We start from the raw sequence: 15,163 nt of genomic DNA on the forward strand, positions 1-15,163 counted from the left end.
TTTATAGGCGAACCTTTTTTAACTTTACCGCATGAGTTGGATTATATTAATTATAGCAGGGCTTTTTGAGGTTGGCTTTACCACTTGCCTGAAACTTTCTAATAACTTTAGCAACTTAAAATGGAGCGTGGCTTTCTTTATTTGCATTACTTTAAGCTTTTCGTTACTAAATAAAGCTACGCAAATCTTGCCAATGGGTACAGCTTATGCCGTGTGGACCGGCATTGGTGCCGTTGGAACCGTAATTATAGGTATTGTATATTTCAACGAACCTGCCACATTTTGGCGCATATTTTTTATTTGCACCCTGATTGGTTCTATTGCTGGGTTAAAATTTTTCGCATCGCATTAGCATTAAAGTTTTAAGCAAATTTATTTTGAAGCGTAAAAAATAATTTCAAATTGGCTTAAAATACGCTAAGAGGTTTATAAATTTTTTTTCAGCAGCGCAAGGCTTGTGCAAGAAAATGAATTTTGTTCCCGTTTTGCCCTTTACTCCGCTAGCAGCCGAAAAGGCTGCTGCTCCGTGTTCGCTTCAACCGGGGCTAATTTGCAAGTGTCGTGTTCCATTTTAACGGTTTGCATGGTGCACAATCCTTTATTTGTAAACCTGATTGAAGTGGAAAGCCCCAATTTTTCATTGGGCTTGAAACGAAAAGCAGGGCTGCAGACCGCTAAAAGCACTGCCCATTAATTTCCAAATAATTCAAACAATTATAAATTATATAGATTAAAATTAAATCTTCTCAACTAGCGACAAAGATTTTCGGCTACGCCTAAAATGACTATCAATTTTTATATTGCCGTTTAGGTAAATTCGCTTAATTTAAAATTGATTGTAACCTATATCTCTTTAAGGTAGTCTTAGCATTAAGTATGAAGCAAGAATTACCAGATTTAGAGCTGATCCAAAATGTATTAACCGGCGATACCGGGCAATATGCTTTGCTGGTAAAACGCCATCAGCGCTTTGTTTTTACACTTGCTTTAAGGTTTGCCAAAAACCGGGAAGACGCAGAAGAAATTGCACAAGATTGTTTTGTTAAAGCATATAAGGCACTAGGAACTTTTAAACAAACTGCAAAATTTAGCACTTGGTTATACACGATTACTTATACAACGGCAATGACTTTCTTGCGTAAAAAGCGTTTAGATACTTCATCAATTAGTGATGAAGAAACATTTTTACAATTGGAAAATCATACATCGGCTTTCAATGCAAATATTTATGAGCAACAAAATGGTCATTCTTTTTTAAATGAAGCCATTACCCATTTAATGCCTGACGATGCTGCTATTATAACCATGTTTTATAAAGGCGAGCAAAGTTTAGAAGAAATTGGTGTTGCATTAAATATGGAGCCGAATACGATAAAAGTAAAATTGCATCGTGCCCGACAAAGGCTTAAAGAAAAATTACAATATTTGTTAAAAGATGAAGTAAAGGATTTACTATGAATACAATAGAGCAACAACTTTGGGATTATATTGATGGAAATTTAAATGAAACCCAAAGAAAAAACATCGAAGAAAAAATTGAAAAAGATGCTGAAGTTAAATTGCAATATGAAGAATTGTTAAATTTAAATTCTGTGTTTAGCGAGATGGAAATTGATGAACCTTCAATGTCTTTCACCAGAAATGTAATGGATAGCGTTACATTAGAGCCGGCACCAGTTTCGTTAAAAACCAAAGTTGATAACCGAATTATTTATGGTATTGGTGGTTTTTTCGTAGCTTCTTTACTGGCACTTTTGAGCTATGTGTTTTATAATTCTACTTTTATTATGCCAGATTTTAGCAGATATATGTCGGTTAGCTTTGAGATTGATAAGGTTATAACACCAACCAGTTTGTATATCTTTTTAGGAATAGATTTGGTTTTGGGATTGATTTATATAGATTATTTCCTGCGAAAAAAACTCAATCATAATAAATAACAAAAGGTTTGGCATTTTAAGACTATACTATCTGTTCGATGTGGATAGTTTTAAAAATTTTAGACATAAAAAAGCCCCGATGTTCGACCGGGGCTTTGTTGTAAATATGATAGTTAATTAAATTACTTTCACATTAACGGCATTTAAGCCTTTTTTACCGTTAGCAACTTCGTACTGTACTTTGTCGTTTTCACGGATTTCGTCGATAAGACCTGTTGAATGAACAAAAATTTCGCTGTCTCCGTTTGCAGGGACGATAAAGCCAAAACCTTTAGTTACATTGAAGAATTTTACTGTGCCTTCTTGCATTGTATTAAATATTAAAATTAAGTCTGCAAGGTAAGTTTTAATTTTTAAAATCAAAATAAATTTTAACATTTTTTTAACGTTAAAATTTTGTAAATATCAGATTACTAAGGCCTTTTAATAGCCTTACCTAATATCATTAAAGTAATTTGACTATTATGCGGAATGCCTAAGGTTGTTCCGGGCAATATATTAAACAAGTTTCTGATGTAAATATCGGCTATGGCCTGCACTGTTTTTTTCTTGTTTGCCGCATCTTCGGGCAAAACACCATCTACACGCTGAATATGAATTCCGCCCTGAAAATCTACAATTGCCGTAGCCTGATATGCAAAATCTTTATATGCTCTATTTATGGTTATTTTATATTGTGGAAACATGTAATCGTATGATTCGGTTCTGTTGGCAACTTTATCTATCGTACTGATTTTTTTTATGGCTACAATTTTACTTTTTGGTATAAACTGAACGGGTTCAGTAGCGGCAAAGCCATCATCTACTTTTTGGTTAACTGCTGCGGCTCGTTTATATATAAAATTCGTATCTGCCTTTGTTGGTTTTTGCAATTGTTTTGCCGTGGTTTTAAGCTTGTTTTTGATGTAATTTTGAGCATAAAAAGTCATGTTAACATCCGAACGAACATCAGAAGCAACAAGCCGTCCATCGACCTGAACGCGTTGAAAAACCAGACTATCATTACTAATGTGTTTTACCTTAAAAAATTCAGCTGCAAAATTATACAGATTGCCATGATCATACTGTAAATAAAATTTTTGCATTCTATGTTTTTGAGGGCTCCAAGCCATCATGGTATCTTCTGCTGCAACTTCAATTATCCAAGAAGGTTTCTGCATAAAACCTTCCTCATTAAAAGACAGCCTATTTTTAAACCTGCGTTTAACTTCCTCATAGCGAATACCCTTTACAGACTCAAATACAAATTCACGCGAGCTGGTGTTAATAGATTTCGTTCCAGATTCGCAGGATGACCATAAAGTGAAAACAAATAAAAAGCAGCAAAAATTCTTAATCATATTTATATAACGCAACAAGCACAATTTTGAACTAAAATAATTTATTTTTTCTTAATCAGAATTACATTGGCCACTTTTCGTTGCCCAGCATGGTCCCATTTTTTATTATCTGTTGGGTAATTAATAATACCATTATCAGGAAAGCCACTTACCCACAAAGTTGTAGAACCACCACCATCGAAATTTATTATTGTTGTACAACCTAGCCAGGTCATAATATTTGTAAGTTCAAACAAACTCATTCCTGCAGAATTATCATTTCGTCCATCTACGGTAAGCATAATTACTCTTCCATTCGGCTTTAAACCCAAGCAGGTTCTTGGATGCCTTAACCTGTTAAATGCTGCGGTATCAATATTTTCTTTAATTCCATCAAAAGCCAACAATGGCCCGTTCAGTAAAACATTTTTTTCAAGCAAATTGGTTTCCCAGTTCGCAGTTCCATCCCATTTTTTAATACCAATTTTTCCATTATTAATTACAGCTGCTGCCCGCTGATGAAAAGCACGATTACCATTTTTATCAAGCCTATTCGTATTAATTGTATTTCCATTTACCTTAACAAAGTCAACCGATCCAACGTTTTTTACATCAAAAAAATTACCATTTATCGCCGCTAATGCAGTATCTCTTCTTCCGAAATCGCTGGTAGCTATTAATTCCTTGTCTTCTGCACCAATAGCGAATACTGCTCGCCTACCCGTATTTTTAATTTCTAAAAAAGAAATGTTTTCATTCGCCGCAAAAAGATTATTCTCATTGAAATGGTATCGAAAAAGTCGCACTTTTTTTGCCACACGGTTTTTATGCCATTTAGTTCTTACCAATGTTAATGAATCCTGATTTTGTGCCATTGCAGAAGTTGTAAGGCACATAAAAAAGAACAGAAATTTCGCTTTTTTTAACATAGAATTTAATTTATCGCTTTAGCTAATTTAAAAGCAATTATATTGTTCTCAGGGTTGTAACCTTAAAATTACGCGTTTACAGTTTAGATTCTTCGCTCAAGATGAATTACCTTGAAGAAGGTTTTTTTTTCACGATGAATTTCGAGGATAACACTTTTATTTGCTCCTGATTTAAATAGATCGGTCAAATCACTTAGCGAATAGGTTTCTACAGGTTTAAAATTAACACCTATAATTTCATCATCCGGGCATAAGCCTGATTTTTCTGCCGGTGAATTTTCATCTATTTCACCAATTAAAAACCGTTTATAGTCTTTTTGGTCTAAATAAATAACCATACCTATCATGTCGTGCTCGAAAGGCATTTTAAAATTGCTATTTGGCTTTACAAACATAAAGCCATCGCGATAATTAAATTGAATGTTAAATTTCCGTAGTAAATCTGCACCAAGGTTACCATTTCTGCTTTTCAAATCTATTTTTTGAGAAATAACATTATAGTCAGGAAAACTAGAAATAACATCCTTAAAGTCAAATTCACCAAAAGAGAAATTTTTTATTCGCCCTAAATATCCTTTAATCTGACCGCTTAAACTCATTCCTAAACTGGCCTTTATTTTCGAATAAGGTAAAGGGAACATATCGCCCTTAAACATTTCCATAGATAATGCATGACTTGCGCCTGTATCCATTAGCAATTTTGCCTTGATTATTCCGCTATCGGGCACTTCTACATTTGCATAAATGTATGGCTTCAGATTTTCTATGATAATCGGAATTTTATTTCCTTTCCATTTTACCTTTTCATTGGTATTACTAAAAATCATCCTCTTTTCAACATAACGGATATCCACAATAAAACTGCTGAAAAAGCTATAACCAATTAAGCCATATATTTTTGTTCCCAAATGGCCAGATAAATTAAAAAGGTCTTCTTTTAAAATTGCGGTTGGAATATGCTGCATTTCTGCTCTGCTTACCCTTGCGGTAATGTTTTGAGAAACAAAGGCTTCTACAGCTTCGAGTCCCAAACCCGATACTTTAATTTTACGCATTTTACTAAAATTAATAGAATCGATGACAGAGGGTTCTGTAATTATCATTGGACCAACACCTGTATCTAACACGAAGTCGTAGGGTCCTTTCTCATTAATATAAACTGGAATAATAATTAAATTTTTTATCAACTTGAAATGTAAGGATTGTCTCTTCTGATTGTCAATAAATCGAAAATCCTGACCTTGCGATAGCCTACTTAAGAGCAATAAAATGCATACACAAATAATTAATTTGCGAAACATAGAACGCATTGCAAACTTATATTTGGTTAACATTTAATTAAATTTAATAATTTAGTTGGTAATTATTACCATAACTTTAAAACATGTTTTATTCCCGACAACCAAAATACTTTTTACTTGCCTTTTTAGCATTAATCAGCCTATTTCTAGGTTGTTCTGCTGATAAAATGTTAGCCAATAAAGTCGCTAAAGTGTTCAAAAATTCTGAGGTAATTAAACAGTATCAGGTTGGTTTTGCGCTCTATAATTTAGAAGGAAAGAAGATGATTTTTGAGCAGGATGCAAATAAACAATTTACGCCGGCATCAAACACTAAATTATATACTTTTTATGCGGCATTAAAAATGATTCCTGATTCTATGCCTGCATTGCGTTATGTAGAAAAAAACGATTCCTTAATTTTCTGGGGAACAGGAGACCCTTCATTTCTTCAATCTGAACTAAAAGATAAATCAGCATATAATTTTTTATCCTCAAGCAATAAAAAATTATTTTTCGCCCCAGGCAGATATACCGGCAATTTTTTTGGTGCAGGCTGGGCCTGGGATGATTACAATGATTATTACCAGGCAGAAATTAATGAACTACCTTTGTTAGATAATTCAGTTTGGGTAAAAGGAAAACAAAATGGTGATTTTTCAATCACACCAAAAAGCTTTACTTCTTGTTTTGTAAAAGATAGTACGAGAACTGCTGGTGATTTTTTTGTTAAGCGTAAATTAAATATAAATGAATTTGATTATAATGCTGTTGCAGCTAAAGTAAATTATAATCAACAAATTCCTTTCAAAGTAAGTAACGGAACTACTTTAAGCCTACTTGCTGATACACTACATAAAATAGTTGAGCTGATTGACATGAAAATGCCCGCTGACGCAAAAACTTTGTATGGCGCAAAGCGAGATTCCGTTCTAAAAGCCATGCTTTTACCTAGTGATAATTTTATAGCCGAACAGTTGCTACTTGTTTGCGGAAATAAGCTTAGTGACAGTTTAAGTACAGAAAAGACAATTCAATATGTGCTAAAGAATTATCTATCCGAACTGCCGCAAAAACCACGATGGATTGATGGATCGGGTTTATCAAGAATGAATTTATTTTCTCCAAAGGATATGATTGATGTGCTGAATTTAATCTACAAAGAGCTAAATAATCGTGAAAAATTATTCGATATGTTGCCAGCAGGCGGCAAAAACGGAACTTTGAAAAATGCTTACCCAAAAACCGATAGCCCTTTTGTATTTGGCAAAACAGGCTCTTTAACTGGTGTTCATAATCAAAGTGGTTATTTAGTAACTAAAAAAGGCAAAACGTATATTTTCTCTTATATGAATAATAATTTTGTAAACCCTACAGCAGCGGTAAGAAATGAAATGGTAAGAATTGTAACTTATATTCATGATAATTTTTAGTTTAATTTTCCAATAGAAAACAAACCATGAAAGTATTATTTACTGCACTAATAACATTATATTTCTTTTCGGCCAATGCACAAAAGCAAATAATTTTTACTTCTAAAAATTTACCGCAGGCAGATACTACTTGGGTTTTCATACCAAAAAACCTAAGTAAAAAGGATAAAGCGCCAACGGTAATCTTACTTCATGGCTGGAGCGGAAATTATAAGCAATGGAATAGCATTATGGATGCTCAAAAATATGCCGATGATTATGGATATATTTTAGTTTGTCCGGATGGACTATATAAATCGTGGTACTTAAATAGTCCAGCAAAAGCAGACTGGCAGTATGAAAATTTCTTTTTTAATGACCTTTTACCCAAAATAAAAAACGACTATCCTGTTGATACCGCAAATTTATTTATTACAGGATTGAGCATGGGCGGCCATGGAGCAATGTGGCTATTTTTAAAACATCCGGAAGAGTTTAAAAGTGCTGGAAGCACGAGTGGAGGTATAAATCTGCGAGATGCAATTGGAAAATTTGGTGTCCCGGAACTTTTAGGAAATCCGGACAAAGACAGCGATATCTGGTTGAAATACTCTGTTATTCAAAATATTGATAAGCTTGTAGGGAGTAAGAAGGAAATCATTTTCGATTGTGGATCAAGTGATTTCTTTTACCAATCGAATAATCAAATGAAAAAGAAATGCGATAGTTTAAAAATAAATGCTACTTACATTTCTCAGCCTGGAAATCACAACTCTGATTACTGGAAAAAATCAATTAAACAGCAATTTGAATTTTTTAGCAAGCAGGTATCCAAATAAATTTATTGATGGATTCAGAATTTAAATCGATATCACATCCATTTTCAAGCACTATTGAAATTGGTGAAACTGAATATTTATATTTTGGCGGAACTGCTTATTTAGGAATTCCTAGAAATGCAGAATTTATTGATTTATATATCGAAGGGATTAAAAAATTCGGACTAAATAACGGCACAAGCAGAACAAACAATATTCAGTTAGGCATTTATGATGATGCAGAAAAAGTGGCTGCAAAAAGGTTTAATGCTGAAGACGCGCTAATTACTTCGAGCGGCTATTTAGCTGCGCAGCTTACGGTTAAAGCGTTATCTGGCTTTGAAAATGTAATTTATGCACCCGCAACTCACCCTGCACTTTGGTTAGAAAATCAACCATTTAATGCAAAATCATTTACTGAATGGGAAATTAAAACGATTGAATTAATCAATAATTCTACCGATCAATCCTGGGTTTTGATAAGCAATTCAATGAATAATCTTTTCCCTGAAATCTATGACTTCGGTTTTCTGGAAAATATATACCCCAGTAAAAAAATAACGCTTATCGTTGATGATTCTCATGGAATTGGCATAAATAACAACGGCATGGGTGCATTTAACAATCTCCCCAAAAAAGAAAACATCGAATGTGTTGTTGTGGCTTCAATGGCAAAAGCACTAGGTTTAGATGCAGGCCTGGTTTTAGGCTCGAAAGAAATGATTAAAAAACTCAAAAATACATCAACTTTCATAGGCGCATCTCCACCCGCAGCAGCAGGCCTTTATGCTTTTATAAATGCTGAAAAAATTTATGCAAATGAATGGTATAAGTTGCAAGAAAACATAAAATTATTCTCCTCCAAACTTAACATAAATAGCAAATTTGTACCCGGTTTTCCTGCCTTTTACATTAACAACATTTCCTTAGCAGAGAAGCTTTTGAAGCATAGAATTTTAATTTCATCATTCCCATATCCTAATGTGAACGATGCGCCAATAAATAGGATTGTTCTGAGCAGTTGGCATATGGATAGTGTTATTCTAAAACTGCTCGTTGCTATTGAATAACAGTGTTTGTTTATTTTTTCAACAAATGTTTTATCATGTTGCTGAGGTTTTTGTTTTAAAACAGATTTCTATAATCCGATAATTCTTTCAATATTTATAAAATATAAAAGCCAATTTCAATGAAAAAATTCTTGATATTCTTTTCCATATTTTTTCTGTTTCTACATTCCGTTAAAGCTCAAACAACCGAAATTTGGGTTGTTCGTCATGCTGAAAAAGACAAATCAAACCCAGAAGAAAAGAATCCCGATTTATCAGAAGAAGGAAAGGTTAGGGCAAGAGATTTAGCTGCTTATTTGAAGAAAGAAAAAATTGATGTTGCCTTTTCTACTCCTTATAAAAGAACCCATCAAACATTAGATTCATTGATTATCTCAAAGGTAATTACTTACAATGATATCAAATCTTTAGTTGATAGTATTAAAACAAATTATCTCGGAAAGAAGATTATTATAGCAGGCCATTCAAACACAGTTTTAGAAATTATTGAAGCTTTTGGCGGCAAGCGTCCGCGGGAGGAACTAACTGACGATGATTACGATTTTATTTTTCGCCTATCCGTTAAAGGTGATAAAGCAAAAGTTAAAATGGATCAATATGGTGTTCCGCATCATTTATAGTTGTAATAAGAATGAATAAAGCTTGACATTTAATATTCCCAAATTAATGAAAAAGTAAAAATGATCTGGCGAGCGTCTTTAGAGTTTCTCGAAAGGAATATCCATTAAAGCATAATTTTGCCACCCTTGAAAATCGTAATGCCACCATTCATTTTCGAGTACATTTAGTTTATATTTCCTCATCAAAACAATAAAAAAATCACGGTTCTTTTTTACCTCTGCCGAAACGTTTGAATAATTTGCCGCAGCTGCAGCCGAAAAGCTATCATAAGGTGTAGGCATTGCAATTTCTTTACCTGTTTTTAAATTAATTATGGTTAAATCGACTGCACAACCTCTGTTATGCTTAGAGCCTTGATTAGGATTTGCTACAAAGTTTTTATCACTCGCCTTTTTATAGAATGCAACTGTTATAGCGTAAGGGCGATAACCATCAAAAATCTTTAATCCCAATCCCTTTTTATTTAATTCTGCCTGCACTTTTTTTAACGATTCTACTACAGGTTTTCTTGCAAACGCCCTTGCCTGTATGTACATAATCTGTTTCATAAAGTTATTTTTTGTCGCATAGCGAATATCGAGCTTAACATTTGGAATTGCCTTTTTTATTTCAATCAACTGGTTATTCGGATTCTTTTTTACTGAAGATAAATATTGATTATAAGAATTTATGATAACAAGTTTTTTAGTCGCTTCAGGTTTAATCTGGGTGAATGCAGAAGCAGAAGTGAACAGAAAAAGGATAAGGAAGCTTAATTTCATATCGCATTTTTTAATAAGATCGTTATTGCGATAAAGCTTTTTCAGCTGAAAAAGCAATGTTTTACTCAAAATAAGTTGCTTCATCGTTCCTCCTCGCAATAACGAAAAAGGGGTTTACTGATTAGACACAACGAGCAGTTCCAAATCTTTAAAAGGCAAATTAAACATATCTGCCAAATCTTTATTGGTTACATTTCCCTGATAAATATACAATGCTTCGCGGATTCCTGGATTATTCCAAACCATATTCATCAATCCACCAAACTCACCAATATCTAATAAAATTGGTGCAAAAATATTAGTTAAAGCATACGATGCTGTTCGGGGAACACGGGATGCAATATTAGGAACGCAATAATGAATCACATCATATTTTCTAAAAACTGGATTTGTATGATTTGTAACCTCTGAGGTTTCAAAACATCCGCCTTGGTCAATACTTACATCAATCACAACGGAATGGGGTTTCATGCGTGCAACGGTTTCTTCCATTACTATACAAGGGCTACGGCCATGGCTTGCACGAATTGCTCCAATTACTACATCACATGTTACAATTGCTTTATTTAAAACGATTGGCTGCATAACAGATGTAAAAACCCGGCTATTACCTAAATTATTTTGAAGTCTCCGTAAACGGTAAATAGAACTATCAAAAACCTTTACTTCGGCTCCTAATGCTAAAGCTGTTCTTGCTGCATACTCACCTACTGTTCCTGCACCTAAAATTACAATTTCTGTTGGTGGTACACCAGTAAAGCCACCTAACATTAACCCTTTCCCGCCAGTAACATTGCTAAGATATTCTGCAGCAATTAATATTGATGTTGACCCAACAATTTCGCTCATTGCCCTCACAACACTTAAAACATTTCCTTCATCTCGAAGGTTTTCAAAACACAAGGCATTTATTTTTTTTTGCATTAATGCTTTAAGGTATTCTTGTTTTAAGGTACCTGTTTGTAATGATGAGATCAATGTTTGTCCTTTATGCATCATTGCGATTTCTTCGAGCATCGGCGGTGCAATCTTTACCAGAATGTCGCAATCAAAGACTTCCCTTTTATCGTATGCAATTTTAGCACCTTGTTCTGCATATTCAGAATCTGAAAAATTGGCCGCAATACCTGCACCACTTTCTAATATTACGTGGTGCCCGTTGTTAACCAACAACGCAACTGAAAGCGGCGTTAAGGCAATTCTATTTTCCTGAAAAGAGATTTCTTTAGGAATTCCTATGTTTAAATTATTCTTTCTATTCCTGGTTTCGAGCGTCGCCTCTTGTGTTTGCAGCAAACCTTGACGAGCGATATCGGCCATTCCTTCGCGTAATACTGTAGCCATAATTTATTAAAAATGTTTTTCGTTTTTAGGTATATGAAGGTACGTAAAATCTGTTAAAATACTGATAACAAATTACATTGAAAGTTTAGATTTTTGTAAATCTAAAGGTTCTTCTTGTTTCATCTAAAATTAATATCTCCACCTTAATAAAATTTTCAGGCAACAGTTCTTCAACTTTTTCGGGCCATTCGATAAGGCAAATTTCTCCTCCGTAAAAATACTCCTCATAACCTAAATCGTAAGCTTCCTGAATATTTTTTATACGGTAAAAATCAAAATGGTAAATGGTATTTTTCGTCCCTTCATATTCATTAACGATGGAATAGGTTGGGCTGGAGACTGTATCTTTAACCCCCAAAACTTTACAAAATATTTTAATAAAAGTTGTTTTGCCTGCACCCATTTCTCCATTAAACAGAAAAATTTTTTGTTCGCCCGCAAACTCAAAAAGTTTACTTGCAACTTCGGGCAAATCGGCTACACTATTAATTTCAATCACCATGGCTTTAAAAACATAAAAGGCAAAAGTAATACATAATTATATTGCTTTTGCCTTTGATTTTAATCGTATAAAAAAGTCGTAATTACGACCGAAGTGGAAAAATTATTGAATCTAGTTTAAAAGATTTCTTGATTTCGCTGCGCTCCACTCGAAATGCCGATTAGAAAGGAATCTATCTCGGTGAATACGTAACCACCGGAATAATCATTTCTTCTAAAGAGATTCCGCCATGCTGAAAAGTTTCGTTGTAGTAATTTACAAACTGATTGTAATTATTAGGGTATACAAAATAACTGTCTTCTTTAGCAAAAATATAACTGCTGCTAATATTAATTTTGGGCAACATCGCATCATGCGGGTTTTTAATTGCAAAAACCTCTTTCGCATTAAAGTTCAGGTTTCTGCCCTGTTTATAGCGTAAGTTTGTGTTTGTGCTTCTATCGCCAATTACTTTAACTGGTTTTTTAACTCGGATGGTTCCATGATCTGTTGTGATGATAACTTTAACCTTTTTTTGCGATATTTTTTTCAATAAATCCCAAAGTGGTGAATGTTCAAACCATGATAACGTTAATGATCGATAAGCTGCATCATCATTAGCCAGCTCCCGAATCATTTGCATATCGGTACGGGCGTGGCTTAACATATCAACAAAGTTGAAAACAATTGCATTAAAATCATTTTTTAAAAGATTATTGGTTTGCTCAACCAATTCTTTTCCCTGCTCAAAAGTTAAAATTTTATTATAGCTGAATTTGCAATCTTTACGTAAACTACGTTTTATATTATCAGCAAGGAATGCTTCTTCGTGCATGTTTTTTCCACCTTCGTCATCATCATTTTGCCACAAGCTTGGAAAACGTTTTTCCATATCTAAAGGCATTAAACCAGAAAATATTGCGTTACGGGCATATTGAGTTGCTGTAGGTAAAATACTTGTGTACATATCTTCCTCATCAATTCTAAAAAATTCAGAAATAAGCGGATTAATAATTTTCCATTGATCGTAACGCAGATTATCAATTAAAATGAAGAATACTGGTGTAGTATCGTTAATATGTGGAAAAGCTTTCTTTTTTAATAATTCGTTAGATAGCAAAGGAGCCTTGTCTTTATCTTTAATCCAATTTAAATAATGCTCTTCTATAAATTTAGAAAATTGTGTGTTAGCTTCCTGTTTTTGCATGGTTAAAATTTCATGCATTTGAGGGTCATCAAGTTTTTCCAATTCAAGTTCCCAGAAAACAATTTTTTTGTAAACATCAACCCATTCTTCATAATTAAGGCGATCGCCCAAAGTCATCCCTAATCTTCTAAAATCTTGCTGATAAGCCATTGAAGTTTTTTCGCTTACCAAAAGTTTTTTATCAATCAGTTTCTTAATGGTAAGCAGCACTTGTTTCGGATTAACTGGTTTAATCAGATAATCGTCTATCTTACTTCCAATTGCATCTTCCATGAGGTTTTCCTCCTCACTTTTAGTAATCAACACTACCGGAACATCTGGATTTAAATTTTTAATAGCCGAGAGCGTTTCTATGCCACTCATTCCCGGCATGTTTTCATCTAAGAAAACGAGGTCGAAATGAGATTTACCAAAGGCTTCCAGAGCGTCGTTACCGTTAGTAAAAGTAGTTACGTTGTACCCTTTATCATTCAGTAATAATATATGAGGTTTTAGCAAGTCGATTTCATCATCGGCCCACAATATTCTAGTTTCTTGCATGTTTTTGTAAAAATAAGTAAGGAATGCCGTTATATTTCGGCATGTAAATCAAACTATAAATAAAAATAGCAATTTTTGTACCGCATCTGTCTATTTAACTATTTTTAACGATTGAACAAGAAGAAAATAATAAATGATCCGGTTTATGGATTCATCAGCATCCCTACAGAATTAGTTTACGATGTAATCTCACATCCATATTTTCAGCGGTTGCGTTACATCAAGCAACTTGGTATGACGCATCTTGTTTATCCGGGAGCATTGCACACACGCTTTCACCACGCTTTGGGTGCAATGCATTTGATGAGCTTGGCAATCGGGTTATTAAGAAGTAAAGGTCACGTAATTACCGAAGGCGAAGAAGAATCGGCGATACTGGCTATTTTACTACACGATATTGGCCACGGGCCATTCTCTCATGCCCTCGAACATTCTTTGGTTACCGGAATTAAGCACGAGGATATTTCAGCAAAGCTGATGCAGAAATTAAACCAGCATTTTGATGGAAAATTGACTCATGCTATAGAAATTTTTAATGGTACTTATCCAAAAAGATTCTTACACCAGTTAATTTCAGGTCAGCTGGATTTAGATAGAATGGATTATTTAAACCGTGATAGTTTTTTTACCGGCGTAAGCGAAGGTGTAATTAGTTTCGATAGGATTATAAAAATGTTTAATGTTTTCGATGATGATTTGGTTATCGAAGAGAAAGGAATTTATTCAATCGAAAAGTTTCTTATAGCCCGCAGATTAATGTATTGGCAGGTTTATTTGCACAAAACAGTAATTTCTGGTGAAATGATTTTGGTTAAATTATTAGAACGGGCAAAAGAATTATCTGCAGTGGGCGAAGAATTATTTGCAGCACCATCTTTAAGTTATTTCCTCAAAAACGATATTAATGAGGAGAATTTTTTTCGTCAGCATGAAAATTTAGAACATTTTACAAATCTTGATGATCAAGATATTTATGCAGCAGTAAAAGTTTGGGTTAATCATCCAGATAAAATATTATCAGCTTTATGCAAAATGCTTACTTCAAGAAATTTATATAAAGTTGAGATGAGCAACCAAATGGCAGATAAAGAACGTATTCAGTTTTTGCAAAGTGCGGCAGTGGATCTCTTGGAAATTAAACATGAAGATGCGAAATATTTTGTTTTTACAGACTCCATTCAAAACAGAGCTTACAATGCGGGTGTGGGAAATATTAAAATACTGATGAAAAATAACGATATTGTAGATATTGCGAAAGCATCAGATTTATCTAACTTAGAATCTTTACAAAAAACGGTCGAAAAATACATTCTTTGCTATCCTCGTGGAATTTAAGCTTTTTTAACAAAATATTTAACTTTCAGTGCCGTTTTAAGTCTTATTATTGTGTACAAAATACACGATTTAACCCTAACAGGTTTTTTTGTTCATGTCAATTTAA

At 33.7% G+C, this 15,163-nt stretch carries 16 protein-coding genes; 8 read left to right on the top strand and 8 right to left on the bottom strand.

All coding sequences use genetic code 11. The annotated features are described in order from the left end of the window. The first annotated feature begins 31 nt into the window (after window positions 1-31). The 3 genes from IEV50_RS12360 (at window position 32) to IEV50_RS12370 (ending at window position 1,940) form a co-directional block, all read left to right on the top strand. Entirely contained in the window at window positions 32-352 is a 321-nt protein-coding gene (locus IEV50_RS12360) for a DMT family transporter (RefSeq protein WP_188414726.1), read from the top strand. 524 nt (window positions 353-876) lie between these two features. Continuing rightward, window positions 877-1,458 carry an RNA polymerase sigma factor gene (locus IEV50_RS12365; RefSeq protein ID WP_188414728.1) on the top strand — a complete coding sequence of 194 codons (582 nt, stop codon included), beginning with the start codon at window positions 877-879 and terminating at the stop codon, window positions 1,456-1,458. Beyond that, window positions 1,455-1,940 carry an anti-sigma factor family protein gene (locus tag IEV50_RS12370; RefSeq protein WP_188414730.1) on the top strand — a complete coding sequence of 162 codons (486 nt, stop codon included), beginning with the start codon at window positions 1,455-1,457 and terminating at the stop codon, window positions 1,938-1,940. The genes IEV50_RS12365 and IEV50_RS12370 overlap by 4 nt, the downstream gene beginning before the upstream one ends. 117 nt (window positions 1,941-2,057) lie before the next feature. Here the strand turns inward: IEV50_RS12370 and IEV50_RS12375 are convergent, their stop codons facing one another. The 4 genes from IEV50_RS12375 to IEV50_RS12390 form a co-directional block, all read right to left on the bottom strand. Next, window positions 2,058-2,249 (bottom strand): cold-shock protein, encoded by a 192-nt coding sequence (locus IEV50_RS12375; protein ID WP_025141747.1) that lies wholly within the window; start codon window positions 2,247-2,249, stop codon window positions 2,058-2,060. A 104-nt stretch (window positions 2,250-2,353) separates the two neighbouring features. After that, the gene (locus IEV50_RS12380) at window positions 2,354-3,280 is read right to left on the bottom strand and encodes a hypothetical protein (RefSeq protein ID WP_188414733.1); all 927 of its coding nucleotides are present in this window, start codon (window positions 3,278-3,280) and stop codon (window positions 2,354-2,356) included. Window positions 3,281-3,321: 41 nt separating this feature from the next. Beyond that, entirely contained in the window at window positions 3,322-4,188 is an 867-nt protein-coding gene (locus IEV50_RS12385; protein WP_188414734.1) for a phosphodiester glycosidase family protein, read from the bottom strand. Window positions 4,189-4,271: 83 nt separating this feature from the next. After that, the gene (locus tag IEV50_RS12390) at window positions 4,272-5,375 is read right to left on the bottom strand and encodes an aspartyl protease family protein (RefSeq protein WP_188414736.1); all 1,104 of its coding nucleotides are present in this window, start codon (window positions 5,373-5,375) and stop codon (window positions 4,272-4,274) included. 197 nt (window positions 5,376-5,572) lie between these two features. Between IEV50_RS12390 and IEV50_RS12395 the strand changes: the two genes are divergently transcribed. From IEV50_RS12395 to IEV50_RS12410, 4 genes are all read left to right on the top strand, one after another. Continuing rightward, on the top strand, window positions 5,573-6,901 hold the full coding sequence (locus tag IEV50_RS12395; protein ID WP_188414738.1) for a D-alanyl-D-alanine carboxypeptidase/D-alanyl-D-alanine-endopeptidase: 1,329 nt from the start codon (window positions 5,573-5,575) through the stop codon (window positions 6,899-6,901). 26 nt (window positions 6,902-6,927) lie between these two features. Next, window positions 6,928-7,719, top strand: a complete 792-nt coding sequence (locus tag IEV50_RS12400; RefSeq protein ID WP_188414740.1) for an alpha/beta hydrolase — start codon at window positions 6,928-6,930, stop codon at window positions 7,717-7,719. 8 nt (window positions 7,720-7,727) lie between these two features. Continuing rightward, the gene (locus IEV50_RS12405) at window positions 7,728-8,768 is read left to right on the top strand and encodes an aminotransferase class I/II-fold pyridoxal phosphate-dependent enzyme (RefSeq protein ID WP_188414742.1); all 1,041 of its coding nucleotides are present in this window, start codon (window positions 7,728-7,730) and stop codon (window positions 8,766-8,768) included. Window positions 8,769-8,887: 119 nt separating this feature from the next. Further along, the gene (locus IEV50_RS12410; protein WP_188414745.1) at window positions 8,888-9,388 is read left to right on the top strand and encodes a phosphoglycerate mutase family protein; all 501 of its coding nucleotides are present in this window, start codon (window positions 8,888-8,890) and stop codon (window positions 9,386-9,388) included. A gap of 78 nt (window positions 9,389-9,466) precedes the next feature. Here IEV50_RS12410 and IEV50_RS12415 read toward each other — a convergent pair whose 3' ends face one another. The 4 genes from IEV50_RS12415 to porX form a co-directional block, all read right to left on the bottom strand. Beyond that, on the bottom strand, window positions 9,467-10,150 hold the full coding sequence (locus IEV50_RS12415; protein ID WP_188414747.1) for a M15 family metallopeptidase: 684 nt from the start codon (window positions 10,148-10,150) through the stop codon (window positions 9,467-9,469). 114 nt (window positions 10,151-10,264) lie between these two features. Continuing rightward, the gene (locus tag IEV50_RS12420) at window positions 10,265-11,494 is read right to left on the bottom strand and encodes an alanine dehydrogenase (RefSeq protein WP_188414749.1); all 1,230 of its coding nucleotides are present in this window, start codon (window positions 11,492-11,494) and stop codon (window positions 10,265-10,267) included. An 85-nt stretch (window positions 11,495-11,579) separates the two neighbouring features. Beyond that, entirely contained in the window at window positions 11,580-11,996 is a 417-nt protein-coding gene (gene tsaE, locus IEV50_RS12425) for a tRNA (adenosine(37)-N6)-threonylcarbamoyltransferase complex ATPase subunit type 1 TsaE (protein WP_188414755.1), read from the bottom strand. A 172-nt stretch (window positions 11,997-12,168) separates the two neighbouring features. Next, on the bottom strand, window positions 12,169-13,722 hold the full coding sequence (porX, locus tag IEV50_RS12430; protein ID WP_188414757.1) for a T9SS response regulator signal transducer PorX: 1,554 nt from the start codon (window positions 13,720-13,722) through the stop codon (window positions 12,169-12,171). A gap of 111 nt (window positions 13,723-13,833) precedes the next feature. Here porX and IEV50_RS12435 point away from each other — a divergent pair, with 111 nt between their 5' ends. Continuing rightward, window positions 13,834-15,057, top strand: coding sequence for an HD domain-containing protein (locus tag IEV50_RS12435; protein ID WP_188414759.1), 1,224 nt, complete (start codon window positions 13,834-13,836; stop codon window positions 15,055-15,057). The last annotated feature ends 106 nt before the right edge of the window (window positions 15,058-15,163 follow it).

It is taken from the genome of Pedobacter mendelii, assembly GCF_014635725.1.
GTDB lineage: Bacteria > Bacteroidota > Bacteroidia > Sphingobacteriales > Sphingobacteriaceae > Pedobacter > Pedobacter mendelii.